The organism is Micromonospora sp. NBC_00821 (assembly GCF_036347035.1).
Lineage (GTDB): Bacteria > Actinomycetota > Actinomycetes > Mycobacteriales > Micromonosporaceae > Micromonospora > Micromonospora hortensis.
The window spans coordinates 6,695,881-6,720,689 of sequence record NZ_CP108880.1 but is presented as its reverse complement, the minus strand read 5'-3'; the positions used below and the strand labels follow the sequence as shown (position 1 = coordinate 6,720,689).

The window sequence follows — 24,809 nt, the reverse complement described above, 5'->3', positions numbered from 1 at the left end:
GGGAGCTGTCGCCCGCGCTTGGCAGCGACGCGATCGACCGACGTGACCGTGGTGTCCGGGCCCCCGCGCCGTGACCCAGACAGCATGATCGATGGATGGGCCGTTCGCCACCCCGTTGTGGACCCGCCGCACTAGCCTGCGGACTATGACCAGCTCAGCGGACCAGCGGTCCACCCACATCGTCGACGTGCTCACCGAGGAGTTCGGCGCGTCGATGGCGATCGACCCGGCCGCCTTCCGCCGCAAGTTCCGCAAGATGGCGGCGTCGCCGTTCGCCTTCTACCGGGGCAGCGCCGCGCTGTTCTACGCCGACCAGCTCGGCGACTTCGCCGACGACCGGTTCTCCGACGAGCAGACCAGCCGGGTGTGGATCCACGGTGACCTGCACGCGGAGAACTTCGGCACCTACATGAACGCCTCCGGGCAGCTGGTGTTCAACGTGAACGACTTCGACGAGGCGTACGTCGGGCCGTTCACCTGGGACCTGCGCCGGCTCGCGGCCAGCGTGGCGCTGCTCGGCTACGGCAAGGCGCTCTCCGACACGGCCATCGGGGAGCTGGTGGCCGGGTTCGCCCGGTCGTACCTGACCGAACTGCGGGCCATCGCCGCCGGCGGTGACGACGCGATCGGTTCGATCACCCTGGACAACGCCGACGGGGTGCTGCGCCGGGTGCTCCAACGGGCCCGACTCAACACCCGCGTGGACCTGCTCGCCGCGCAGACCACCATCGACAACTACGAGCGACGTTTCTCCATCGGCGACGGGGTCTTCGAGATCGACGACGCCACCCGGGACCTGGTCAGCGCAGCCTTCCAGGACTACCTCGGCACCCTGCCAACCGCCTCGACGCAGCTGCGCCCGGTGGCGGCGCGGATCAAGGACGTGGTGCTGCGCAAGGGGGTGGGCATCGGCTCGGCCGGGCTGCCGTCGTACAACCTGCTGCTGGAGGGGCACACCCAGGCACTGGAGAACGACGTCGTCATCTACATGAAGCAGGCGCAGGTGCCGGCCGTGGCGCGGTACGTCACCGACGAGTCGGTCCGCGGCTACTTCCAGCACCAGGGGCACCGGACCGCCGAGTCGCAGCGGGCGTTGCAGGCGCACGCCGACCCGTGGCTGGGCTTCACCCAGCTGAACGGGACCGGTCAGCTGGTCGCCGAGGTCTCCCCGTACGCCGCCGATCTGGACTGGTCGGACGTGAACGAGCCGGAGGAGCTGACCGGGGTTCTCGTCGACCTCGGCCGGGCGGTGGCCCGGATGCACTCGGTCGCCGACGACGAATCCAGTCACGACCTGGTGGACTACTCCACCGAGGAGGCGATCGTCGCGGCGGTGGACGCCGACGAGCCGGGATTCGTCGCCCACCTGGTGGATTTCGCACACGCGTACGGGGTGCGCGCCCGCCAGGACCATCAGCTCTTCGTCGACCTGTTCCGCAACGGTCGACTGCCGGGCATCTGATCGGGCGCGGCGTCGCTCAGGACGCGAACTCCAGCACCACCTTGATGTCGTCCGGTCCGGGGGTGTACGCGTCGGCGTACCGGTTCACCGGCACCCGCCGGGTGATCAGCGACTCGAGCCAGACCTGGTCGGCGCGGGCGAGCGCCTGCGCGGCCATGGTCCAGTGTCGCCGGTTGGCGTTCACCGAGCCGAACACCACGTTGTTCTCCAGCACCAGCGCCCGGTTCAGCGCCCCGGCGTCGAAGTCGATTTTCCGGCCGCCGCTGGACACCCCGGCCAGGCACACGATCCCGGTGGGGGCCGCCTTGCACATGACGTCGAGGACCACTGTGGGAGCGCCGGTGCACTCGATCACCACGTCCGGCTCGAAGGGCAGGTCGTTGACCGGCACCGTGTGGTAGGTGGCGCCGAGCCCGGCGACCAGCTCCGGCTTCGGCCCCTCGGTGTTCCGGTCCAGCACGTGCACGGTGAGCCCACGCTGGGTGCCGAGCAACGCGGCCAGCAGACCGATCGGCCCGGCCCCGGTCACCAGGACGGTCTGCGGCTGCCACTCGGCCCGGTGCCCGATCCGCTCGATGTGGTCCCAGGCCTTCGCCACCACACTGGTCGGCTCCAGCAGCACGCCCACCTGGGCCAGCGTCGGGTCGAGCGCGACAGCGAACCGCGGTTCGACCCGCCAGCGGTCCCGGGCGAACCCGGCCAAGCCCTTGATGCCGTGTTCGGTGTACTGACCGTTACGGCACATGTCCCACTCGCCGACCGCGCAGTTCGAGCAGGGCACCGGGTCGGGATACCGGACGATCCCAGCCACCAGATCACCGGGTTGCAGGGTGCCGCTGGAGTCCTCGATCACCCGGCCCAGTGACTCGTGCCCGATGACCAGGCGGTCGGCGCCCGGCGGCGCCTCGCCGTACTCCCCGGCGATGATCTCGTGGTCGGTGCCGCAGATCCCCACCGCCAGCGCCTCGACCAGGACAGAGCCCTCCTCGGCAGCCGGCTCGGGCTGATCCTCGACGAGGCTCAGCGAGTTGGCGACTCCGGGTCTCACTGTCACAGCGCGCACGCCCTCATCTTTCCCCGCCGCGGGGTGCGACGCGCCCAAAGCCGGCAGATCGCTGGGCATCGGCGGCGGCCAGGCGCGGGCCCGGCCGGCACTAGGATCAGCGGCATGACTCCCGAAGAGGTCGGCGCTCGGCTGGTCGCGCTGCTCGCGCCGGTTGAGGCGACCCCGTCGGTCTCCGGCGGGCAAAGGTTCGCCCGGGCCACAGTCGATGTGCCGCCCGCGAGTTGGCTGACAGCGGTTTCCGCCGCCCGTGACGACGCCGAGCTGGCCTGCGACTTCTTCGACTGGCTCTCCGCGGTCGACGAGTTGGCTGAGGGCTTCGACGTGGTGGCGCACCTCTGGTCGACGCGACTGCGGCACGGTCTGCTGCTGCGTACCCGGCTGCCGCGCGGCGAGCCCACTGTCGCCTCGGTCGTCGACGTCTACCCCGGTGCCGCCTGGCACGAGCGGGAGACGCACGAAATGTTCGGGATCGACTTCGCCGGCCACGGGGAGCTGCTGCCGCTGCTTCTGCCGCCGGAGTTCGAGGGTCACCCGCTGCGTAAGGAGTTCGTGCTGGCCTCCCGGGTGGCGAAGCCCTGGCCGGGCGCGAAGGAGCCGGGCGAGTCCGAGGCTGGCGGCGGGCGTCGACCGATCCGCCCGCCGGGCGTTCCCGCCCCGGGCGAGTGGGGGCCCACGCCCACCCCGGCCGGCGCCGGTGGGGTGGGGGAGGGTCCGCGTGGCGGCACCCCGGCCAGACCGGCCCGTGAGCGTCCGGCGCGGCCTGCCCCGGGGGTCCGTCCGGCGCGTACTCCCCGACCGGCCGGCGCCACCGACGGCCCGGCCCCTGCCGACCAGCCCGCGCCCGACGCCGGCCCGGCTGCCAAGCCCGCGCCCGACGCAGGCCCGGCCGACCAGCCGGCGCCCGACGCCGGCCCGGCTGCCAAGCCCGCGCCCGACGCCGGCCCGGCTGCCGAAACCGTGCCCGGCGTTGACGGGGCCGACCGGGCCGCGCCCGGCGCGGCCGCACCTGACCAGCCCGACGCCGGCCCGGCCGCGTCGGGTGGCGAGCCGATCGCGGACCCGCCGGGCCGCGAGGGCCGGAGCGACCACGACGGGGGTACGGCCTGATGCCGCTCTGGGTGGAGTTGGTGATCCGGATCGGCGGCGTGGTGGTCGCATTCCTCACCCTGCCGTTGCTTGTCGGTCAGGCCGAGCACAAGGTGATGGCGCACATGCAGGGCCGGCTCGGCCCGATGTACGCGGGCGGCTTCCACGGCTGGGCGCAGCTCGTGGCCGACGGGGTCAAGTTCGTGCAGAAGGAGGACATCACCCCGCGCGAGGCGGACCGGGCGGTGTTCCGGTTGGCGCCGGCGGTGGCCCTGGTGCCCTACCTGCTGGTGTTGCTCGTCATTCCGCTCGGTCCGAACGACCTGGTCGGGCAACCGTTGGACATCGGCCTCTTCTTCGTGCTGGCAGTGGTCGGCGTCGGGGTGGTGGCGGTGCTGATGTCGGCGTGGGCGTCGGCCAACAAGTACAGCCTGCTGGGCGGGTTGCGCGGGGCGGCCCAGTTGCTCGGTTACGAACTGCCGCTGGTGCTGGCCGCCGCGTCGGTGGCGATGGCGGCCGGCACGCTCAGCCTGTCGGGCATCGTCGAGGCGTGGCAGCCGTGGTGGCTGCTCTGGCAGGCACCCGCGATGATCATCTTCTTCGTCGCCGGGTTGGCCGAGATCCGTCGGCCACCGTTCGACATGCCGGTGGCCGACTCGGAGCTGGTCTTCGGCTACATGACCGAGTACACCGGTCTGCGGTTCGCGTTCTTCCTGCTCGCCGAGTACGTCGGCATCGTGGTGATCGCCGCGCTGACCACTGTGCTGTTCCTGGGGGGTTGGCAGGGCCCGTTCGCCGACGACCAGCTGGGCTGGCTCTGGACACTGCTCAAGATCTTCGCGGTGTCCTTCGTGATCATCTGGCTCCGGGTTTCCTACCCCCGGCTACGCGAGGATCAACTCCAACGCCTCTGCTGGCTGGTCCTCGTGCCCGCGTCCCTGGCCCAACTGGTCCTCACCGCGGCAGTCCGCATAGCCCTGTAGACCCCCACCCGTCCGCGTCGATCTTGCACTTCCCGTCCCGGCAAACGTGACCAAATGGTGCATTTGGGCGTCAGAAAGTGCAAGATCGACGCGTGCGAGGGGGCTTAGCGCAGTGGGGTGTGGGCGGGGTCGACGGGCTCGGCGGGGGGTGGGGGCGGGGTGCCTTCGCCGAAGGGGCGGCCGCCGAGCGCTTCCCTGCCGTGTGGGGTGAGCCAGTTGGACAGGTCGGGGCCGAGTGGAACGATCCCGGTCGGGTTGATGTCGCGGTGCACCTCGTAGTAGTGCCGCTTGATGTGGTCGAAGTCGATGGTGTCGCCGAAGCCGGGAGTCTGGAACAGGTCCCGGGCGTACGCCCACAGCACCGGCATCTCGCTCAGCTTCTGCCTGTTGCACTTGAAGTGGCCGTGGTAGACCGGATCGAAGCGGACCAGCGTGGTGAACAGCCGCACGTCGGCCTCGGTGATGGTGTCGCCTACCAGGTAGCGCTGGTCGGTCAACCGCTCGGTGAGCCAGTCCAGCCGGTCGAAGAGCTGGTGGTACGCCTTGTCGTACGCCTCCTGGTTGCCCGCGAACCCGCACCGGTAGACGCCGTTGTTCACGTCCCGGAACACCACTGCGTTCACCTCGTCGATCTGCTCCCGCAGGTGCTCGGGGTAGAGCTGCGGGGCGCCCTCGCGGTGGTACGCCCTCCACTGCGTCGACAGGTCCAGGCTCATCTGCGCGTAGTCGTTGGTCACCACCTGCCCGGTCGGCACGTCCACGATCGCCGGAACGGTGATGCCGCGCTCGTAGCCGGGGAAGCGCTTGAAGTACGCCTCCTGGATGCGCTCGATGCCGAGCACCGGGTCCCGGCCGTCCGGGTCGAGATCGAAGGTCCAGCTCCGGGCGTCGTGGGTCGGGCCGGCCACCGCCATCGAGATGGCGTCCTCCAGACCGAGCAACCGCCGCACGATGATCAGCCGGTTGGCCCACGGGCAGGCCCGGCTGACCGCCAGCCGGTACCGGCCCGGCTCCACCGGATAGCCGTCGCGCCCGTCCTCGGTGATCCGGGTGGCGATGTACCGCTGGTCGCGGGTGAACTCGCCGCCCGGCTCGACGTACTTGCCGCCTTTTTCCTCGCCCACGTCGCCCTCCCGGTCTGGTCAGTGTCTCTACCCAATCCTCGCGGATCTACGGCGCACAGTGGTCCCGGATACCCTGCCGGCATGACGGATGTGGAGGTGGCGGCCCGGCGTTTCATCGCCGATGTGTGGAATGCCCGCCAGGAGGAGTCGGCGTACGAGCTGGTCGCCGAGGAGTGCCCGGGGCTGGGCGGCACCGGGCCGGAGGCGACGTTGGCCTGGCATCGCGAGCGCCGGGCGGCCTTTCCGGACCTCCGCTACAAGATCGTCGACGTGGTCGCGGCGGGCGAGCGGGTGGCAGTGCACTGGCGGGCCGCCGGCACCCACGCCGGGCAGTTCGGGCCGGTGCCGCCGACCGGGCAGGTGGTCAGCTACTCGGGGGCGACGTTCCTGCGTTTCGACGCGGCGGGCCGAATCGTCGAGGTGTGGAGCTGCAACGAGCTGTTCCAGTTGCTGCAACAACTCGGCGTCGAGATGCTCCCACCGGCCGTCGTCAGCGGACCCGGGGCGTGATCCGGCTGATCGGCAGGTGACCGTGCTTCTCGGGTAAGCCCCTGGGGTCGTCGACCTGTGGGTGGTGGTCGCGCGCGCCGTGGCCACAGGGCAGGATGGTCGACATGAGCGACCCCAGCGAGCGCGATGACACCGGCGGACGCGGCCTTCCCGGCGCGGGCCTGGTGAAGGGGCTGGCGGTCACCCTCAAGACGATGACCAGCCGTTCGACCACCCAGCAGTACCCGGACACGGCTCCTGACCTGCCGCCGCGCTCGCGCGGCGTGATCGCCCTGTCCGAGGAGAACTGCACGGTCTGCATGCTCTGCGCCCGGGAGTGTCCGGACTGGTGCATCTACATCGACTCGCACAAGGAGGAGGTGGTGGTGCCCGGCGCCGCCCGCCCCCGCCAGCGCAACGTGCTCGACAAGTTCGACATCGACTTCTCGCTCTGCATGTACTGCGGCATCTGCATCGAGGTCTGCCCGTTCGACGCGCTCTACTGGTCGCCGGAGTTCGAGTACGCCGAGTACGACATCAAGGACCTGCTGCACGACAAGGACCACCTCGGTCAGTGGATGGCCACCGTTCCGCCGCCGCCCGCGCACGACCCGAACGGCGAGCCGGCCAAGGAGGAGACTTCCGCCGCGCGCAAGGCGGCCGCCGCACGTCCGGCTCCGCCAGCGGTACGCCCCGACGCCGACCAGGACCCGGCGTCGTGAGCGCCCGAGCCGGAAGGGTGCACCGGTGACCGGGGCGGATGTGCTGCTGCTCGCCCTCGGCGCGGTGGCGGTCGGCGCCGGCGTGCTGGTGGTGACCACCAAACACCTGGTCCGGGCCGGGCTCTACCTGGTGGTGTGCCTGGGCGCGCTGGCCGGTGACTTCCTGGTGCTCAGCGCCGAGCTGGTGGCCTGGGTGCAGGTGCTGATCTACGTGGGCGCGGTGGTGGTCCTGCTGCTGTTCGCGGTGATGCTGACCCGGGCCCCGATCGGCGCCTCCGACGACCTGGACCGGCCCGGGTGGCCGGCCGCGCTGATCGGTGGCGGCGCCGGGCTGGGGCTGGCCGCCCTGCTTGTCGATGCGTACCGCTGGAGCACCGTCAGGCTGCCCGCCGCCGGCACGGCCGAGCGGCTGGGTGAGCAGATCTTCCAATCCTGGGTGCTGCCGTTCGAGGTGCTCTCGGTGCTGCTGCTCTCCGCGCTGGTGGGCGCGATCGTGCTGTCCCGGCCGGACATCGGCAGAGCCGCCCCGCACCGCGACGGCACGGCAGACGACCTGGCCGGCAGCGAGCCCGGGGGGCGCCGGTGAGGCCGGTCATCCCGTACGTCACCGCCGCGCTGCTGTTCGGCCTCGGCGTGTACGGCGTACTGCGCCGCCGCAACGCGGTGCTGGTGCTGATGTCGGTCGAGTTGATGCTCAACGCGGTCAACCTGATCCTCGTCACCGCCGACACGACCGCCCGCGCCGTGCTCCCGCACTCGGGGCAGGTCTTCGCGCTGTTCGTCATCGTCCTCGCCGCCGCCGAGATCGGGGTGGGGCTGGCGATCGTCCTCCAGCTCTACCGGCTGCGGGCGACAGTCGCGGTGGACGACGTTCCGCTGACCGAGTCGCCGGATCCCGTCGGTGGGCGCGAGCCGGCCATCGCAGACTCGGAGGCGGGCCGGTGACCGGGCTGCTCGGGGCGCTGATGCCCGCCGTACCGCTGGTCGCCGGGTTGCTCGGTCTGCTGCTGCCACCGGCCCCTCGGCGCGACAGCGCGACCGGCGGCGACCGGGCCCGGACGGTCGCCGTGACGCTCGGCGTCACCGGTGCGGCCGGGGCGCTGGCGCTGGCCGTCGCGCTGCTGCTCACTGTCGACGGGCCGACCGAGACGTCGGCCACCTGGGTGGACTTCGGCGGGCTGGCGGTGACCCTCGGCGTACGCCTGGACGGCGCCGCCGCACTGGTCGCGGTGGCGGTCACCACTGTCGCCCTGGCCGTGCAGGTCTACTCGATCGGCTACCTGCGGCGCGGTCCGCACGACGACGTCGACGTGGACCACCGTTACCCGCCCTACGCCGCCCAGATCAGCCTCTTCACCGGTGCCATGCTGCTGGTGGTGGTCGCCGGTGACCTGATCATGCTGTTGGTCGGCTGGGAGGTGATGGGCCTCTGCTCGTACCTCCTGATCGCCCACGACCGCCGACTGGCCGGCGCCCCCGCCGCCGCCATGAAGGCGTTCCTGGTGACCCGGGTCGGTGACGTCGGGTTCCTGCTCGGCATCGCGCTGCTGGGCGTGTCGACGGGCAGCTTCCGGATCGCCGACGTGCTCGCCCACGACCACTCCGGCGCCACGTTGACCGCTGCGGGCCTGCTGCTGCTCGCCGGAGTGGCCGGCAAGAGCGCGCAGTTCCCTCTGCACACCTGGCTGCCGGACGCGATGGCCGGTCCGACCCCGATCTCCGCGCTGATCCACGCCGCGACGATGGTCGCCGCCGGGGTGTACGCGGTGGCCCGCCTCTACCCGCTGTTCACTGCCGCGCCGGTGACGCTGACGGTGCTGGGGGTGCTCGGCGCGATCACGCTGCTGCTCGGCGCGCTCGCCGCCACCGCCCAGGACGACATCAAACGCGTGCTGGCCTGGTCGACAGTGTCCCAGCTGGGTTACATGACAGGCGCGCTGGCTGTCGGTTCACCGTCGGCCGCACTGTTCCACCTGCTCACCCACGCCGCCTTCAAGGCGCTGCTGTTCCTCGCCGCCGGTGCGGTGATCCACGCCGTCGGCACCACCCTGATGTCGGAGATGGGCGGGCTGCGGCGCAGCATGCCTGTGACGTTCTGGTGCACTGTGGTGGGCCTGGGCGCGCTGGCCGGGGTGCCGCCGTTGGCCGGTTTCTGGAGCAAGGACGGCGTCCTTACGGTCGCCGAGTCGGCAGCGCTTGAGGGCACCGGCCCCGCGCCGTCCTGGGTGGGCTGGATCGTCTGGATCGCCGGGCTGGTCGGCGTGGCTGTCACCGCCTGGTACGCGGGTCGGCTGCTGCTGCGCGCCTTCTTCGGCACCCCGCGGCTGCCCCTGGTCCAGCCGCACGATCCGCCGGCCGTGCTGCGCTGGCCGGTGCTGCTGCTGGCCGTGCCGGCCGCGCTGCTCGGTCTGACCGGGTTCGTCGGGGCGTTCGCCGACCGCCTGCGGTTCCCCACCGTCCCGGTGGCGGGCTCCGAGGACGGCCTGGTCCACCTGGGGCCGGGGGTGCTGCTACCGCTCGCCTTCCTGCTGGTCGGCGCCGCGCTGGTGACGTGGGGCTGGCGGCGCGACCCAGCCGACGACCCGGCCGCCGCGCTGGGTCCGTTGCGGCCGGTCTTCGCCAGCGCGTTCCGGCTCGACGACGTCCAGCGCACCCTCGTGGTACGCCCGGTCCGCGCGCTGGCCCGCGCCGCGCGCACGAGTGACGAGGTGGTGGTGGACGGCGCTGTCGAGGGCAGTGGGAGAGCCGCGTCCGGTCTGGGCGCGGGGCTGGCCGCGCTGCACCGCGCGGCGCTGCCCCGGGCCGCCGCCGGCGTACTGGCCGGCGCGTTGCTGATCGGCCTGGCCGCCGCCCTGTTGGGAGTTGTCCAGTGAGCGCGAGGAGTGAGCTGGGTTTGCGAGCCCCGCAGTCGCGAACAGAGGCGGTCCAGTGAGCGCGAGGAGTGAGCTGGGTTTGCGAGCCCCGCAGTCGCGAACAGAGGCGGTCCAGTGAGCGCGAGGAGTGAGCTGGGTTTGCGAGCCCCGCAGTCGCGAACAGAGGCGGTCCAGTGACGCTTGGGCAGGGGTTGCTGGTCGCCGTGCTGGCGGTGCCGGCGCTGGGTGCGGTAGCGGTGGCGGCGACGCCCCGGGACCGGGCGGCCCGGGTGGTCGGCACTGTCGCGGCGGCGTTGACCCTGTTGGCAGCGGTGCCGCTGGTGTTCGGCGGTCGAGGTTGGGTCGCCTGGTCGGCGGACGCGCCGGCGGTGCGCCCGTGGCACCAACTGGACCTGCCCTGGGTGCCCGGTCTGGAGTTGCGCTTCCACCTCGGCGTCGACGGCATCTCCTGGCCGCTTGTGGTGTTGACCGCGCTGCTCACGTTGCTCTGCTGCGCGTACACGATGTGGCGGGTGCCGGACGGCGGCAGCGGCCGGGCGCTCGTCGCGCTGCTGTTGGTGGTCGAGGTGGGCATCCTGGGCACCTTCCTCGCCCTGGACCTGGTGTTGTTCTTCCTCTTCTTCGAGGTCGTCCTGCTGCCGATGTACGCGATCATCGCCGGCTGGGGCGGCACGGACCGGCGTCGGGCGGCCCGGAAGTTCGCGCTCTACACGCTGTTCGGCTCGGTGTTGCTGCTGGTCGGCGTATACGTCGTGGTCGCCGCCGCCGGCACCGCCGACCTGGTGACGCTGACCGGTGGCGCGGGGATGTCCCGGGGCACCCAGTTGGCCGCGTTCACACTGCTCGCGTTGGCGTTCGCGGTGAAGAGCCCGCTGTGGCCGTTGCACTCCTGGCTGCCCGACGCGCACACCCAGGCACCCACAGTGGGCAGTGTCGTGTTGGCCGGTGTGCTGCTCAAGATGGGCACCTACGGCCTGATCAGGGTGGCGGTGGGGGTGGCGCCGGAGGGTGCCCGTTGGGCGGCGCCGGTGCTCGGCGTGCTCGCCGTCGCCGCGATCCTGATCGGTTCGCTGGTCTGCCTGGCCCAGTCGGACGTGAAGCGGCTCATCGCGTACTCCAGCGTGGGGCACATGGGCTTCGTGCTGCTGGGCGTCGCCACGCTGACCGCCACCGGCATCCAGGCGGCGTTGATCGGCAACGTCGCGCACGGGGTGATCACCGGCCTGCTGTTCTTCCTGGCCGGGGCGGTGAAAGACCGTACCGGCACGGGCACCCTCGCCGAGCTGTCCGGGCTGCGGGAGACCTCGCCCCGGTTGGCGGGTCTGCTCGCGTTCGCGGCGATCGCGTCACTGGGCCTGCCCGGGCTGGCCGGTTTCTGGGGCGAGGCGTTCGCGGTGATCGCCGCCGTGCAGGTGGGCGGCCCGCTCTGGACCACCCTCGGGGTGCTGGCGGCGATCGGTGGGGCGCTCACCGCCGCGTACTTCCTGCGGTTGCTGCGCCAGGTCACCCACAACCGGCCGAGCCCCGCCGTCGGTCAGGTCGGTCCCGGCCTGGCCGGTGCGGAATTGATCGCCTGGGTGCCGCTGGTGCTGCTCGCGTTGGCCATCGGGCTGGCGCCGACGCTGGTCCTCGGCGTCGCCGAGGCCCCCGTCGACGCCCTGATCGGTGTGGTTTCCCGGTGAGCGCGAGGAGTGCAGCGAAGCGGAGCCCCGCAGTCGCGAACGAAGGCGGGTTCTGGTGAGCGCGAGGAGTGCAGCGAAGCGGAGCCCCGCAGTCGCGAACGAAGGCAGGTCCAGATGAACGTCGTGCAGAGCGTGGACAGCGTCGCGCTGCTGCCGGCCTACCTGGCCGCCGGCACGGCCGTGCTCGTGCTCATCACCGATCTGCTCGTGGCCCGGCCACGGGCCACCATCGCGGTGGCCGCGCTCGGCGCGCTCGGGACCGCCGTCGGCTCCGCGCTGGTCGGGGCGGGTGCCGAGCGGCGGACGTTCTGCGTGGGCGCCGACTGCTCCTGGATCTTCGGTGGTCGGGCGGCACTGGTCGCCGTGGTGGTCGCGCTGCTTACCCTCGGCGTGCTCGGGCTGTCGGTGCCCGCCCTGCGGGCCGGGCGGTCACCGGTCGGGGAGTACGCGTTCCTGTTGGCCTGCTCGATGACCGGTGGCGTGGTGCTTGGCGCGGCCGGCGACCTGATCACGCTGATCGTCGCCCTGGAGACGCTGACCCTGCCGCTGTACGTGCTGGTCGGCCTGCGCCGGGGGAGCCTCGCGAGCGCCGAGGCGGCGGTGACCTTCTTCGTGGTCAGCGTGGTGGCGACCACGTTGACCCTGCTCGGCGCGGCGCTGCTGTACGCGGTGACCGGTGGGCTGCACCTGGACCGGCTCGGCGCGTTGCTCGCCGAGCAGCCAGAGTTGCGGGACCTGCCGTTGACCACCGCCGCCGTTGCGGTGCTGCTGGTCGGCCTGGCCTTCAAGGTGGCGGCGGTGCCGTTCCACGCCTGGGCGCCGGCCACCTACGACGGCGCGCCGCTGCCGGTGGCCGCGTACCTGTCCACAGCGTCGAAGCTGGGCGGCCTGGTCGCCCTGCTGGCCGTGGTGCAACGGGCGCTGCCGGCGGACCAGACCGGTCCGGTGCTCGCCCTGCTCGCCGTGCTCACCATGACCGTCGGCAATCTGGTCGCCCTGCGTCAGCGGCGGACCGTCCGACTGCTCGCCTGGTCGTCAGTCGCGCAGGCCGGGTACATCCTCGCCCCGTTGGGAGCGTTGGCGCTGGCCGCCGGGCGCACTGACGAGGCACGGTCCGCCGCGTACGCGGCCGCCGTGGCGTACGCCGTCTTCTTCGTGGTGTTGGAGCTGGCCGCGTTCGCCGGAGTGACAGCGCTGCGGCCGGCGGGTGCGGACGGCGGCACGCTGGACGACCTGCGCGGCGCAGCCCGGCGGCACCCGTGGCGAGCTGGGGCGTTCGGTCTCGCGCTGGTGGGTCTGGCTGGCCTGCCGCCGGGGCTGGCCGGCCTGTTCGCGAAGGTGACTGTGGTCCGGGCACTGCTGGACGGCGGCGCGGCCTGGCTGGCGCTGGTGGTGGCGCTGAACGCCGTGATCGGGCTCGCCTACTACCTGCGGGTTACCGCCGCGCTCTGGGCGCCGACCACGACGCCCGGCCCGGCAGCGGCGCTCGCCGGTGGCGGAGCGTCGGGCGTACCCATGGTGGGTGTGGTGGCTGTGGTGCTGGCGGTGGCGACGGTGGCCGCCGTGGTGCTCGGCGTCGCCCCGCAGCTGGTGCTCGACCTGGCCGGCCGCTGACCCACCCGAGGCCCCGGTCTCAGTCAACTCTCAGCGTTGAGACGGATGGTTGGCGGGTACCGGGTTGTTACACCGGTCAGCGGATCCCGGCGATCCGTGCACCGAAGGAGACATCGTGCACCACAACCGTCTGAAGACCGCAGCGCTGCTCGGCCTGCTCAGTGCCCTGATCCTGGCGGTGGGCTACTGGTTCGGCGGCAGCGGCGGCCTGGTCATCGCCGTCCTCGTGTCTCTGGTCATGAACGGCGTCACCTACTTCTACTCCGACAAGCTCGCACTGCGCTCGATGGGGGCGCAACCGGTCACCGAGGCGCAGTTCCCCGAGCTGTACCGGATGGTCCGGGAGTTGGCCACCGACGCCCGGCAGCCGATGCCGCGGCTCTACGTCAGCCCCACCGCGCAGCCCAACGCTTTCGCCACCGGTCGCAACCCGCAGCACGCGGCCGTCTGCGTGACCCAGGGCATCACCGAGATCCTCGACTACCGTGAGCTGCGCGGCGTGATCGGGCACGAGCTGTCCCACGTCTACAACCGGGACATCCTGATCTCCAGCGTGGCGGCCGGCCTGGCCAGCATCATCACCCTGCTGGCGAACCTCGCCTTCTTCATCCCGCTGGGCGGCGGGGACGACGAGGACCGACCCAACCCGGCTGTGCTGCTGCTCACCCTGATCCTGGGCCCGATCGCGGCCACGGTGATCCAGTTGGCGATCAGCCGGAGCCGCGAGTTCCAGGCGGACGCCTCCGGCGCCGAGCTGAGCCGCGACCCGCTGGCCCTGGCCAGCGCGCTACGCAAGATCGACGCGGTGGCCCGACGCCGGCCGTTGCCGGCCCAGGGCCAGCTCACCAGCACCGCCCACCTCATGATCGCCAACCCGTTCCGGGGCGGCGGCATGGCGGCGCTCTTCTCCACCCACCCGAAGATGGAGGACCGCGTCGCCCGGCTGGAGCAGATGGCCCGCAACTCGGGGCCGGTGCAGTTCCAGCGCTGACCCGCTGATCCACCGCCTCCGCCCGTACCCGGCCACGCCGGGTACGGGCGGATCGCTGTGTCGGAGACAATTCCGCTGTCCCCCGGTCAGGCAGCGGCGTTAGGGTCGTAACGGCTCACGCTCATTACATCCTCGGGAGGTTCACGGTGACCGCGCTGCGTCAGTACCTGGGTGTCTGGCGGATCCCCGGCGCGCCCATGCTGCTGATCACCGGCATCATCGGGCGGCTCGGAATCGGCATGACCCCGCTGGCGCTGCTCCTGGTCGTCGAACAGGTGACCGGGCGCTACTCGCTGGCCGCCATCGCCGGCGGCATCTACGCCCTCGCCGGTGCCGCGCTCAGCCCGGTGGCCGGACGGATCGCCGACCGGGTCGGCCCCAGCCCCGTCCTGCTACTCACCGCCGTGGCCCACCCGCTGGCGCTCATCGGGCTGCTGCTGGCCAGCCGCTCCGGCGACGACGCGCTCCCCGTCATCTACCTCGCCGCAGGCGTGGCCGGCGCCACCTACCCGCCGCTCACCGCCGCCATCCGAGGCGCCTGGAACGACCTGACCGGCCCCAACTCCGGCCGATACCACCTCCGCAACACCGCGCTGGCCGCCGAGACCACGCTGTTCGAAATCGTCTTCGTCCTCGGCCCGCTGCTCGTCGCCGGCTTCGTCCTCGTCGCCGACGCGGCAGCCGCGCTGATCGGCGCGGCAGTGGTCACCCTGGTCGGCACCACCGCCGTGGCCCTCGGCCGGGTCATGCGCGGCTGGCGTCCGCACCCGCGGGAACACCACGCCCGCGGGCTCGGCCCGCTACGGGTCCCCGGCTTCCCGGCCCTGCTGATCTGCGTCGCCGGCCTGGGCATCGCATTCGGGGCCGCCGGTGTGACCGTGCCGGCCTTCGCGAGCGACCACTCCACCGGCGACCCGGAGAGCCTCGCCGGCGTCCTGCTCGCGGTCTGGGGCGTCGGCAGTGCCATCGGTGGGCTCTGGTTCGGCGTCCGCAAGCCAGCACCGAACATGACCAGGCAGTTCGCCCTGCTGCTCGCCGCGCTGGCCGCCACCTTCGCCGTATTCGCGGTGATGCCCACCCCGCTCGCGCTGGGTGTCGCGCTGGTCGCCGGCGGGGCCACCATCGCGCCCGCGCTGACCCTGGAGAACACACTGGTCGGCCGGATCGCCCCCACCGGCATGTTGAACGAGGCGTACACCTGGGTGGTCACCGTCGCGGTGGCGGCGAGCGCCGCCGGCGGCTCGGTTGCCGGCGTGATCGTGGACCACGCCGGCGGCGTCCGCTGGGCGTTCCTGTTCGCCGGGGCGGCGGTCGCCGTCGGGGCCGCTGTCGCCGCGCTACCCGCCGGGCCCATCGCCCGCGCGGAAACCACTGCGGTACGCGCCGAACAGCCCGTCTCCGTCTGACCTGCTGTCTTCTGGCTGTTTCGCTGCGGGCTTGGTCCGCGCGGCGTGGTGTCGGCTTGGTCCGCGCGGCGTCGCGTCGGCTTGGTCCGCTCGGGTTCCTGGAAGTCGGGGTTTCCCTGCGCGCCGGACACCGCGACTTCCAGGAACCCAGGTTCCGTCCGCCTACCCTGGGTTCATGGCTAAGGTTCTATATTCGGCGACGGCGTCACTCGACGGCTACATCGCCGGCCCCGGCGGCGACATGTCGTGGCTGACCGATCACCTGGGCGGCGAAAACCCGACGGCGGAGCGCCTACTCAACAGCGTCGGCGCGATCCTGGCCGGCAACGGCACATTCGGCGGCGACGACCCCAACCGTGGCACCGACAGCGAAGGCGCGTTCGGCGGCCAGTACCACGGGCCGGTGTTCGTCCTCACCCACCGGCCACCGGCCGAGCCACCCGCGGACGTCACGTTCGTCGGTGACCTGCACACCGCCGTCGCCCAGGCCAAGGACGCCGCCGGGGACAGGTACGTCAACATCCTCGGTGCCAACGTCGCCAAGCAGTGCGTCGAGGCCGGGCTGCTCGACGAGGTCCTCATGTTCTTCGCCCCGGTACTGCTCGGCGACGGGGTGCGGATGTTCGACCACCCCGGCGGCACCAAAGTGCGGTTGGAGTCGCTGCCCGGCGAGACCGAGCACTGGTACCGCGTCGTCTACTGAGCCCGCGTACCGATGGGGTGAGCCACATGGAACACGTCGACGACCCGGAGCGAGCCTTCAGCCTGCGCATGACCACCTGGCAGTGGCGCCACCTGGATGGCGCGCTCGACAGCGCGGTCAGCATTGCGGCAGAGAGCGACGATCCTCACCAGGTCGTGCAGACAGGGTCAGGCATCCGCGAAGCAGGATGGGACCAGATCGCGCACTGGACCCCCGGCGTCGCCGGCTCCGGTAACTGGCCGACCGACGACGAGGCACAGACAATGGGGGTTGGCTGCCCAGTGCGCCGCGCACTGGGCCGCTGTCGCCAGCGGCGTGGGCCACGAACAGGAGGCGGCCGTGCTGCGCTCTGTCCACGCACTCGTGGTCGAGGGACTCCGTGCGGAATCAGCCCGACCGGCGCGGTGAGTCGACGCCGACCTGGGTGGGTCGACGCCGACTCGGGCGGGTGACTTCCTCAGCTTCAGTGGGCCTGACGCCGGCTCGGCGGGTGGCGTCCCCGGTTCGCGTGGGCTTGACGCCGGCTCGGCGGGTGGCGTCCCCGGTTGGGTGGATCGAGGCCGGCTCGGGTGGGTCGGAGAGGGCTGCCGAAGTCCGCCGAGAGTGACGAACGACGGCTGCTCAGCTGGCCGAAGGTCGTCGGCCCGATCGCCCAGCCGGTCGGCTCTGCCCTACCTGTAGTTGTTGAACTGGAGGGCGACGCCGAAGTCCTCGCCCTTGAGCAGCGAGATGACCGCCTGGAGATCGTCCCTCTTCTTGCCGGTGACCCGCAGCTGGTCGCCCTGGATCTGCGCCTGCACGCCCTTCGGGCCCTCGTCGCGGATCTTCTTGCTGATCGCCTTGGCCTTGTCCGTCTCGATGCCCTGGATCACCTTGCAGTCGATCTTGAAGATCTTGCCCGACGGGCGCGGATCCCCAGCATCCAGCGACTTCAGCGAGATGTTCCGCTTGACGAGCTTCTCCTTGAACACGTCCAGTGCGGCGCGGACGCGCTCCTCGGTCTCCGCCTGAAGGCCGATCGCCTCCTCGCCAGACCAGGAGATCTCAGCGCCGGTGCCGCGGAAGTCGAACCGCGTCGCAAGCTCCTTCTCCGCCTGCCGAAGGGCGTTGTCGACCTCCTGACGGTCAACCTTGCTCACGATGTCGAACGACGGGTTCGCTGCCATGTTTCTGCTCCTGCTGTCCGGCGGTCTGGGCCTGCCGTCGGCCGCCGACCAGCGGCACGACCCCCTGACCGTACCCGGTTGCGTAGGTGCCGGGGGGAGCCGCTATCCTTGCTTCCGCCGCCGCGTTACGACGCGGTGGGGTGCCCTGGCGGGTTGCCCGAGCGGCCAATGGGAGCGGACTGTAAATCCGTCGCGAAAGCTTCAGAGGTTCGAATCCTCTACCCGCCACCAGGTGCAGACAACGGCCCCTGACCAGCAGAGATGCTGATCGGGGGCCGTTGTCGTCTGTCCGGCCTAGTCCGGCTGAGTCCACTATCCAGCCGCGCGTTGACCTGAGTGCGCAGGCGAGGTGAACGTGCTTTCGACCGAGGGCCTGGTCGGGTCGAGCGTGATCCGCCTGGTCGGCGAGCGACCAGAGCGGCGGGGAGAACCGTGAGTCCGCCCAGCAGACGTTCGACCATCTCATTGTGGCCGGTCTTCTCCGCCGCCGACGCCGGTCGCCACGACCTGCGGCCGCCAGTTCCCGGATCACCGCATCGAGCAAATCCTCTGCGTGTCACTCCCCTCGGCGGGAGAGTCCAGCTACTCTGACCCCTCGGTGGCACGTGGAGGGTGAACGGCCGCACACACGCGGTGGACGCCACAGCCCCAGCCTCGACCTCGCAACTCCCAACGGACCCAGGCCCTAGGTCCGAAGGGCCAGGCATCAAGGGATTTGTCGCCTCTGGGCCACCAAGGGCAAAGTTCCGAATCGCCGCCTTAGCTGGAAGCCGCACCATGTGCCAACGGGGAGTCGCCCATCGCGTTCTGTAGACGCTCTGTCTGCCCCTTATTACGCGGTGGTTACATGGCGGCCTGGCTTTGCCCAGTCGGCCATGCCGATCCGCCGTACGTGGGCTTTGCGGGTGGTTTCGACTGTGGCACGATCAGGGGCACCGATTCTTGTTCTGACCCCCCGACAGGAGCACGCTGATGTATGGTCGGACGCCTCGCCGCCTTCGCGCCGCCCTCGCGTTCGCGGCCGTGGTCGCGTTCGCGGGTTCCTTCCTCGGCGCGACTACCACTTTTCAGCAGTTTGACTTCTCGTGGGGTGCTCCGGCCGTTGACAAGGGCGTTGCCGTAGCCCGATAGGGGCCGCTCCGCACCACCCAGCGAGGGAGCGGAATGAAGCCTGGCTCGCCCCCAGCCCGTAGATCCAACGAGCAGGCCTGGCTGATCACGGGACCATTGGCCGTCTTGGCCATCATCTGCTCGCTCGTCCTCGCGCTGGCCGGGCCACCACCCCCGGGTAATCTCCTCGGGGCGGTGGTCCTTTTCGCCGTCATGGTGGCAGCCAGCACCCAGGTGCTCCAGATTGTGGTGCGTCGGCAGGCGCTCGAAGTCATCGTCATCGAGATTCCGCTGCTACTGGCCTTCTTCTACCTGCCGCCCCTGACGGTCGTACTGATCGCTGTCCTGGCCGCTCTGATCGGCCAGCTTCGCCGACGCCTCAGCGCTCCGAAGGTCTGGTTCAACCTCGCCCGTGCCGCGGTGGCTGCCTCACTGGCGGGAGTCGTCCTGCTGGCACTGCCTCCCGTCGGCGACGAGGTGGGCCCGAAGACATGGGCCGTCCTCTTCGCGGTGGTGAGCGTCAACAGCCTCACGTCGTTGGCGGCCATCAGTGCTGTCGTCTCGTTGCTGCACGGCTGGCAGGCAGGGTGGGAGCTGATTCGCAACGGTACGGCCCCGCAGCTGATCTGTGCGATAAACAGCGTCGTCGGGCTGGTGATCCTGATGGCGATCGAGTCCAACCTGTGGTCCGTGTTGCTGATCGCGGTGTTGGCTGTCGCGGTCGTGCTGGTCTATCGCTCGTATGCCCAGTTCCTTCGGCAGCACCGCACCCTCGGCAACATGTACGAACTGACCCGGGCGATCAGCGAGAGCGGTCAGGACGGCGGTCTGGTAGACGCGTTGTTGGAGCGGGTCCGGGCCCTCATGCAAGCCGAGTACGCCACGCTCTGGCTGCCGGCTCAGGGACGCCACCTCGAGGTGCTGCTGAGTGCCAGGCTTGATGACCGCGGCCTCCTCGACGTCGCGGTCACGCCTCCGATCGTGCGCGAGCGTGCCCGGGAGTCCGGTCGTACGGTGGCCGCCGGCCGGGCCTTCGACGATGACGAGGATGTCCGGCTGGCGCTCGACAGTCATAAGGTCAAGGACGTCATCGCGGTGCCACTGCGGTCGGGCCAAGCGGTCATCGGCACGCTCGAGGTGGTCAACCGACTCAGCGACGTCGGCCACTTCACGGCCGCTGACATCCCGGTCTTCCAGACCGTGGCCGCCCACGCCGCTGTGGCGCTCGAGAATTCGCGACTGGTCGACCGACTTCGGCACGATGCGCACCACGACACGTTGACCGGGCTGCCCAACCGGCGCCGGATCACCGGAGCGCTGGACGAGTCGGTCAAGATCCGCGCGCCGGGCGAGGTGGTGGCGCTGCTGCTCTTCGACGTCGACGGGCTGCGCCAGGTGAACGAGTCCCTGGGGCACGCGGCCGGGGACAAGGTCCTCATCGAGGTCGCCACGCGGTTGCGGGCCAGCGCGCCGTCGTCGGCTCTGGTCGGCCGTGCCGGCGGGGACGAGTTCCTGGTGACGCTGCGGTTGGAGAGCGCTGAGGCCGCGCTCGAGTTGGCCGCCCAACTGCGCGACCAGATCCGCGACGAGATGGTCTTCGACGCGCTCACCCTCGACGTGGACACTGCCGTCGGGGTGGCCGTACACCCGGATCACGGCAGCGACGCGGCGACCCTGCTGCTCCGGGTCGACCTCGCCGCGACCGCGGCCAAGTCGGTGCCGGGCAGCGTGCAGCTGTTCAATCCCGCGCTGGAGTCCCGTTCGCTGCGCCGGTTGGGTCTGGCCGGCGACCTGCGTCAGGCACTGGACAAGGACGAGCTGGAGGTCTACTTCCAGCCCAAGGTGACCCTGCGGGACCGGCGCCTGGTGGGTGTGGAGTGTCTGGCCCGCTGGGAACACCCGGCGCACGGCACTGTCGCGCCCGAGGACTTCGTGGCGGTGGCCGAGCACACCGGCCAGTTGAGCCGGCTCACCGAGGTGGTGCTCCGGGAGGGCCTTCGACGCAGCCGGGACTGGGCGCTGGCCGACCAGCCGCTGCCCATCGCGGTCAACCTCTCGGCTCGTACGCTCATCGACCAGCACTTCCCGGACCGGGTCCAGGAGCTGTTGACCGAGTACAAGGTGCCGGCGCAGCGCCTCACCCTGGAGATCACCGAGTCGGGGGTGCTGGACGGCACGGACCGGCCGATCCCCACCCTGCAACGGCTGCGGGATCTCGGCGTACGGCTGTCGGTGGACGACTTCGGCACCGGTGACTCGTCCCTGGCGCACCTGCGCCGGCTGCCGGTGCACGAGGTGAAGGTGGACCGCTCCTTCGTGCAGGGTATGGCGACCGACCCGGGGGACCTGGCGATCGTCAACGCGGTGGTCACCCTCTCCCAGCAGTTCGGCCTGGCGGTGGTGGCCGAGGGGGTGGAGAGCGAGCTGACCCTGGAGCTTCTCCAGGACATCGGCTGCGAGATCGGGCAGGGCTTCCTGTTCAGCCGGCCGCTGCCGTACGAGCGATTGGCCGCCTGGTTCGGCGCCCAGGTCGAGCCGGAGACAGCCTCGAACGGAGAGCTGCCGCGCCTGCGTGTCGTGCCCTGAACAGGGCGCGGACGATCACCGGGGATCCGATTTCACCTGTCGAGCCGGGCCGTGTACTCTTACTCCTGCGCGCCCCACGGGGAAGATCGCGCAGGCCCCCTTAGCTCAGTCGGCAGAGCGTCTCCATGGTAAGGAGAAGGTCTACGGTTCGATTCCGTAAGGGGGCTCGAGGGTTCAGCTGGACCCATCGCAGCGGTGTAGCTCAGATGGTAGAGCAAGCGGCTCATAATCGCTGTGTCGCCGGTTCAAGTCCGGCCACCGCTACTCTCGTCTTCCGGGCTCGTTGCCGGTGGTCGTAAGAATGGGCGCTTCTGGCGCCCACTTTGCATGTCCGCGCTGTCAGCGTCTAGGCTGGCGCGTCGTAGTTGTTTCCGTTAGCGAGGAAGGCACTCCGCCGTGGCGAAGGCTACCGATGTCCGGCCGAAGATCACTTTGGCGTGTGTGGAGTGCAAGGAGCGCAACTACATCACGCGCAAGAACCGGCGCAACGACCCCGACCGCATCGAGCTGAAGAAGTTCTGCCCGCGTGACGGTCGGCACACGGTCCACCGCGAGACCCGCTGACTGCTGGCCGGCCTCAGGGCCGGCCGTTGTCGAAGCTTTCCGATCGCCGATCTGACCGGTTTGGTGCGGCTCCGCCGCTGCCTACCGATCAGGTCGGCGATTGGGCTTTCCGTGTAGGTTCGCGGCATGCCTCTGGACCCTTCCTTCGTCGGCCGGACGTATCCGCCGACCGCCCCCTACCAGGTGGGCCGAGAAAAGATCCGCGAGTTCGCCAGCGCCATCGGCGCCACCGACCCGGCGCACCACGACCCGGAGGCCGCGCGGGCGCTGGGCCACCCGGACGTGGTCGCCCCGCCGACCTTTCCGGTGATCGTGACGATGGCCGCGAGCAGCCAGATCATCGAGGACCCGGCCCTGGGCGTCGACTACAGCCGCCTGGTGCACGGCGACCAGCGGTTCGCGTACACCCGGCCGGTGGTCGCCGGCGACGAGCTGGTCTGCACCAACACCATCGAGGACGTCAGCACCAGGGGTGGGCACGGCTTCCTGACCACGCGCACCGACGTGAGCACCGTCGGCGGGGAACCCGTCGTCGCGGTCTGGGCCAGGTATGTCATTCGCGGGGAGGCCTGAGATGGAGTTGCCAGCACAGACGTTTCAGGTGACCCGGGCGGACCTGGTCCGCTACGCCGGTGCCTCGGGCGACTTCAACCCGATCCACTGGAGCGACCGGGTCGCCACCAAAGTGGGTCTGCCGGGGGTGATCGCCCACGGCATGTTCACGATGGCGCTGGTCGGGCGTGCGGTCACGGAGTGGGCCGGGTCGCCGGACGCGGTGGTCGAGTACGGCGTGCGTTTCACCCGGCCGGTGGTGGTTCCCGACGATGACCAGGGGACTGAGATCGAGGTGACCGCGCGGGTCCGCGAGGTGACCGAGGACGGCCTGACCCGACTCGAGGTGACCGCCACCTGCCTGGGTGAGAAGGTGCTGTCGCAGGCGCGGGCAACCATCCGGACGGCGCGCTGAACGGTGCCCGCCACGCGTGGCGGAGAGACCGGTTGGGAAAGTCGGGCGGCTACCCGTACACTGGTCCGCCGTGGGGCAAGTGACCCCTGCACGGTCGTCTGTGGCCGCGTGGGGCGAGTGTTGCCACATAGGGGTGTAGCTCAATTGGCAGAGCAGCGGTCTCCAAAACCGCAGGCTGCAGGTTCAAGTCCTGTCACCCCTGCGCCTCAGGCCTGACCGTTCCCGTGGGTCGCGCCGCCACTTGGCGGCGTCCGGCCCGTGGTGGTGGCATCGGCGGGGTGGCTCCGAGGCAATCGGGGCCCTCCGGGTGATCCACCGGCCGCGGCCCGTCGCGGGACGGTTGGGTCCGGCCGGCGTGACCAGCGCCGCGTACGCCACTCGGCGTGCGACCCCAGATTCCGCGACGGAGGGCGAAGTGGCCGACAACAAGCGGCGCGACGACGACGGCGACGATCGTCTGGACGACGAGGTCGTCGACGACGTGGCCGACGACGACGCCTCCGGCGCGGACGAGCCGGTTTCCCGGGGGGGCACCGCCACGCGGTCCCGTGCCCGGGCGGAGTCGGCAGACAGCCGGCCGACCACGCGGTCGGAAACGGGTCGGGTGGGCGTCTTCGGCCGCATCGCCCGGTTCTTCCGCGAGGTCGTAGCTGAACTGCGTAAGGTCATCTGGCCGACCCGCAAGGAGTTGCTGACCTACACCGCCGTGGTGGTGGCGTTCGTCGCGGTGATGCTGACGATCGTGGGTGTGCTGGACTTCGGCTTCGCCAAGGTCGTGTTGTTTGTCTTTGGCAACTCGGACTGACCGGCTGCCTCCAGCCATAGTGACGGAAGTGAGCGAGCGTGCCTGAGTACGACGAGACCGCCGGACCGGTGGACGAGCAGTCCACGGTCGCGACGGCGGCTGGTGACGAGTCGGTTGAGGCCGCCAGCGAGCCGGAGTTCCCTACGACCGAGCCCGCACCGGACGAGGACTACGACCCCGTCGCGGAGCTGAGGCAGAAGCTGCGCTACGCGCCGGGTGACTGGTACGTGGTGCACTCGTACGCCGGCTACGAGAACAAGGTCAAGACCAACCTCGAGACCCGGATCACGAGCCTCGACATGGAGGACTTCATCTACCAGGTCGAGGTGCCGACCCGGGAAGAGGTCGAGGTCAAGAACGGTAAGCGTTCGCAGATCCAGGCCAAGGTCTTCCCGGGTTACATCCTGGTTCGGATGGAGCTGACCGCCGAGTCGTACTCCTGTGTCCGGAACACCCCGGGTGTGACCGGCTTCGTCGGTGCGACCGACCGGGCCGACCGGCCTGCTCCGCTCTCGCTCGACGAGGTGCTGAAGTGGCTGGCGCCGGCTGTCGAGACCGAGCAGAAGAAGTCGAAGCCGGAGATCAAGGTCCTCGACTTCGAGGTGGGCGACTCCGTCACCGTCACCGACGGCGCGTTCGCGTCGCTGCCGGCCACGATCAGCGAGATCAACGCCGACCAGCAGAAGCTCAAGGTGCTGGTGTCGATCTTCGGTCGTGAGACTCCGGTGGAGCTCAACTTCAACCAGGTCGCCAAGATCTGATTGGTCGTCGGCGGCGGGCCCGGCCCGCCGCCGACGTCGGCGTACGCGCTCTCGCTCGACCTCGGCGGACGAGTGGGCTGCGGCCTGCGCTACTCTTGAATGTCGCCGCTGTCGCACCGCGCTGACCGTGCGCGCCCGAGGGCGGCGACAGCCGCATTTTCCCAGCTCCAAGCCCCAGGAAGTGACATGCCTCCGAAGAAGAAGCTCGTCAAGACGTTCACGCTTCAGCTGCCGGCGGGCCAGGCCACGCCGGCGCCGCCGGTCGGCCCCGCGCTCGGCCAGCACGGCGTGAACATCATGGAGTTCTGCAAGTCCTACAACGCGCAGACCGAGTCTCAGCGGGGCGACATCGTCCCCGCCGAGATCAGCGTGTTCGAGGACCGGTCCTTCACGTTCGTGCTGAAGACCCCGCCCGCTGCCCGGCTGCTGATCAAGGCCGCCGGTGTGCAGAAGGGTTCGGGTGTTCCGCAGTCCGAGAAGGTCGGCTCGGTCAGCCGCGCCCAGCTGCGTGAGATCGCCGAGAAGAAGATGGCCGACCTCAACGCCAACGACATCGCCCAGGCCGAGAAGATCATCGCCGGCACCGCCCGGTCGATGGGCATCACCGTCAACGACTGACGTCGGCCCCGGCCTTCGACCCGAACCGTGG

General features: G+C 70.6%; 22 protein-coding genes, 4 tRNA genes and 1 pseudogene. 24 read left to right on the top strand and 3 right to left on the bottom strand.

Features of this window, described 5'->3' with window-relative positions; all coding sequences use genetic code 11:
- Positions 1-145 precede the first annotated feature (145 nt).
- The gene (locus tag OHB44_RS30860) at positions 146-1,462 is read left to right on the top strand and encodes a DUF2252 domain-containing protein (protein ID WP_330438989.1); all 1,317 of its coding nucleotides are present in this window, start codon (positions 146-148) and stop codon (positions 1,460-1,462) included.
- Between the two features lie 16 nt (positions 1,463-1,478).
- Here the strand turns inward: OHB44_RS30860 and OHB44_RS30855 are convergent, their stop codons facing one another.
- Positions 1,479-2,525 carry a glucose 1-dehydrogenase gene (locus OHB44_RS30855; protein ID WP_330438988.1) on the bottom strand — a complete coding sequence of 349 codons (1,047 nt, stop codon included), beginning with the start codon at positions 2,523-2,525 and terminating at the stop codon, positions 1,479-1,481.
- 105 nt (positions 2,526-2,630) lie between these two features.
- Here OHB44_RS30855 and OHB44_RS30850 point away from each other — a divergent pair.
- Positions 2,631-3,227: pseudogene (locus tag OHB44_RS30850) on the top strand (NADH-quinone oxidoreductase subunit C); the annotation flags it as partial.
- Between the two features lie 407 nt (positions 3,228-3,634).
- Entirely contained in the window at positions 3,635-4,597 is a 963-nt protein-coding gene (locus OHB44_RS30845) for a complex I subunit 1/NuoH family protein (protein ID WP_091402514.1), read from the top strand.
- Positions 4,598-4,701: 104 nt separating this feature from the next.
- On the opposite strand, the gene OHB44_RS30840 is transcribed toward OHB44_RS30845, so the two are convergent.
- Complete coding sequence (locus OHB44_RS30840; RefSeq protein ID WP_330438987.1) at positions 4,702-5,721, bottom strand: glutathione S-transferase family protein; 1,020 nt, start codon at positions 5,719-5,721, stop codon at positions 4,702-4,704.
- Positions 5,722-5,802: 81 nt separating this feature from the next.
- On the opposite strand from OHB44_RS30840, the gene OHB44_RS30835 reads away from it, so the two are divergent.
- The 10 genes from OHB44_RS30835 (at position 5,803) to OHB44_RS30790 (ending at position 16,201) form a co-directional block, all read left to right on the top strand.
- Positions 5,803-6,231, top strand: coding sequence for an ester cyclase (locus tag OHB44_RS30835; protein WP_238687856.1), 429 nt, complete (start codon positions 5,803-5,805; stop codon positions 6,229-6,231).
- A 95-nt stretch (positions 6,232-6,326) separates the two neighbouring features.
- Positions 6,327-6,932, top strand: a complete 606-nt coding sequence (locus tag OHB44_RS30830) for a NuoI/complex I 23 kDa subunit family protein (RefSeq protein WP_238687855.1) — start codon at positions 6,327-6,329, stop codon at positions 6,930-6,932.
- A 25-nt stretch (positions 6,933-6,957) separates the two neighbouring features.
- Complete coding sequence (locus OHB44_RS30825; protein WP_238687854.1) at positions 6,958-7,518, top strand: NADH-quinone oxidoreductase subunit J family protein; 561 nt, start codon at positions 6,958-6,960, stop codon at positions 7,516-7,518.
- Positions 7,515-7,877 (top strand): NADH-quinone oxidoreductase subunit NuoK, encoded by a 363-nt coding sequence (nuoK, locus tag OHB44_RS30820; RefSeq protein ID WP_238687853.1) that lies wholly within the window; start codon positions 7,515-7,517, stop codon positions 7,875-7,877. The genes OHB44_RS30825 and nuoK overlap by 4 nt, the downstream gene beginning before the upstream one ends.
- Before the next feature lie 20 nt (positions 7,878-7,897).
- Positions 7,898-9,805 carry an NADH-quinone oxidoreductase subunit 5 family protein gene (locus OHB44_RS30815; RefSeq protein WP_330441301.1) on the top strand — a complete coding sequence of 636 codons (1,908 nt, stop codon included), beginning with the start codon at positions 7,898-7,900 and terminating at the stop codon, positions 9,803-9,805.
- Positions 9,806-9,978: 173 nt separating this feature from the next.
- Positions 9,979-11,487, top strand: coding sequence for a complex I subunit 4 family protein (locus tag OHB44_RS30810; RefSeq protein ID WP_330438986.1), 1,509 nt, complete (start codon positions 9,979-9,981; stop codon positions 11,485-11,487).
- Positions 11,488-11,601: 114 nt separating this feature from the next.
- Positions 11,602-13,101, top strand: coding sequence for an NADH-quinone oxidoreductase subunit N (locus OHB44_RS30805; RefSeq protein ID WP_330438985.1), 1,500 nt, complete (start codon positions 11,602-11,604; stop codon positions 13,099-13,101).
- Between the two features lie 115 nt (positions 13,102-13,216).
- Positions 13,217-14,092, top strand: coding sequence for a zinc metalloprotease HtpX (gene htpX, locus OHB44_RS30800; protein ID WP_238687850.1), 876 nt, complete (start codon positions 13,217-13,219; stop codon positions 14,090-14,092).
- A gap of 146 nt (positions 14,093-14,238) precedes the next feature.
- Positions 14,239-15,498, top strand: coding sequence for an MFS transporter (locus OHB44_RS30795; RefSeq protein WP_238687849.1), 1,260 nt, complete (start codon positions 14,239-14,241; stop codon positions 15,496-15,498).
- A gap of 175 nt (positions 15,499-15,673) precedes the next feature.
- Positions 15,674-16,201 carry a dihydrofolate reductase family protein gene (locus tag OHB44_RS30790; RefSeq protein WP_266304400.1) on the top strand — a complete coding sequence of 176 codons (528 nt, stop codon included), beginning with the start codon at positions 15,674-15,676 and terminating at the stop codon, positions 16,199-16,201.
- A 671-nt stretch (positions 16,202-16,872) separates the two neighbouring features.
- Here OHB44_RS30790 and OHB44_RS30785 read toward each other — a convergent pair.
- Positions 16,873-17,367, bottom strand: coding sequence for a YajQ family cyclic di-GMP-binding protein (locus tag OHB44_RS30785; protein WP_328420594.1), 495 nt, complete (start codon positions 17,365-17,367; stop codon positions 16,873-16,875).
- 147 nt (positions 17,368-17,514) lie between these two features.
- Here OHB44_RS30785 and OHB44_RS30780 point away from each other — a divergent pair.
- From OHB44_RS30780 to rplK, 11 genes are all read left to right on the top strand, one after another.
- A tRNA-Tyr gene (locus OHB44_RS30780) sits at positions 17,515-17,598 on the top strand.
- Positions 17,599-18,531: 933 nt separating this feature from the next.
- The gene (locus tag OHB44_RS30775; protein ID WP_238687841.1) at positions 18,532-21,063 is read left to right on the top strand and encodes a putative bifunctional diguanylate cyclase/phosphodiesterase; all 2,532 of its coding nucleotides are present in this window, start codon (positions 18,532-18,534) and stop codon (positions 21,061-21,063) included.
- 94 nt (positions 21,064-21,157) lie between these two features.
- Positions 21,158-21,230: transfer RNA gene (locus OHB44_RS30770), tRNA-Thr, on the top strand.
- Positions 21,231-21,254: 24 nt separating this feature from the next.
- Positions 21,255-21,327, top strand: a tRNA-Met gene (locus OHB44_RS30765).
- Positions 21,328-21,459: 132 nt separating this feature from the next.
- Positions 21,460-21,627 (top strand): 50S ribosomal protein L33, encoded by a 168-nt coding sequence (gene rpmG, locus OHB44_RS30760; protein WP_007073056.1) that lies wholly within the window; start codon positions 21,460-21,462, stop codon positions 21,625-21,627.
- Between the two features lie 126 nt (positions 21,628-21,753).
- On the top strand, positions 21,754-22,200 hold the full coding sequence (locus tag OHB44_RS30755; RefSeq protein ID WP_091402433.1) for a MaoC family dehydratase N-terminal domain-containing protein: 447 nt from the start codon (positions 21,754-21,756) through the stop codon (positions 22,198-22,200).
- 1 nt (position 22,201) lies between these two features.
- Positions 22,202-22,594 carry a MaoC family dehydratase gene (locus OHB44_RS30750; protein WP_091402431.1) on the top strand — a complete coding sequence of 131 codons (393 nt, stop codon included), beginning with the start codon at positions 22,202-22,204 and terminating at the stop codon, positions 22,592-22,594.
- A gap of 129 nt (positions 22,595-22,723) precedes the next feature.
- A tRNA-Trp gene (locus OHB44_RS30745) sits at positions 22,724-22,796 on the top strand.
- A gap of 213 nt (positions 22,797-23,009) precedes the next feature.
- Positions 23,010-23,399, top strand: a complete 390-nt coding sequence (gene secE / locus OHB44_RS30740; RefSeq protein ID WP_091403530.1) for a preprotein translocase subunit SecE — start codon at positions 23,010-23,012, stop codon at positions 23,397-23,399.
- 38 nt (positions 23,400-23,437) lie between these two features.
- Positions 23,438-24,160: a transcription termination/antitermination protein NusG gene (gene nusG, locus OHB44_RS30735; RefSeq protein ID WP_238667527.1), complete on the top strand. Its 723-nt coding sequence runs from the start codon at positions 23,438-23,440 to the stop codon at positions 24,158-24,160.
- 186 nt (positions 24,161-24,346) lie between these two features.
- Positions 24,347-24,778: a 50S ribosomal protein L11 gene (gene rplK, locus OHB44_RS30730; protein ID WP_091402426.1), complete on the top strand. Its 432-nt coding sequence runs from the start codon at positions 24,347-24,349 to the stop codon at positions 24,776-24,778.
- Positions 24,779-24,809 lie beyond the last annotated feature (31 nt).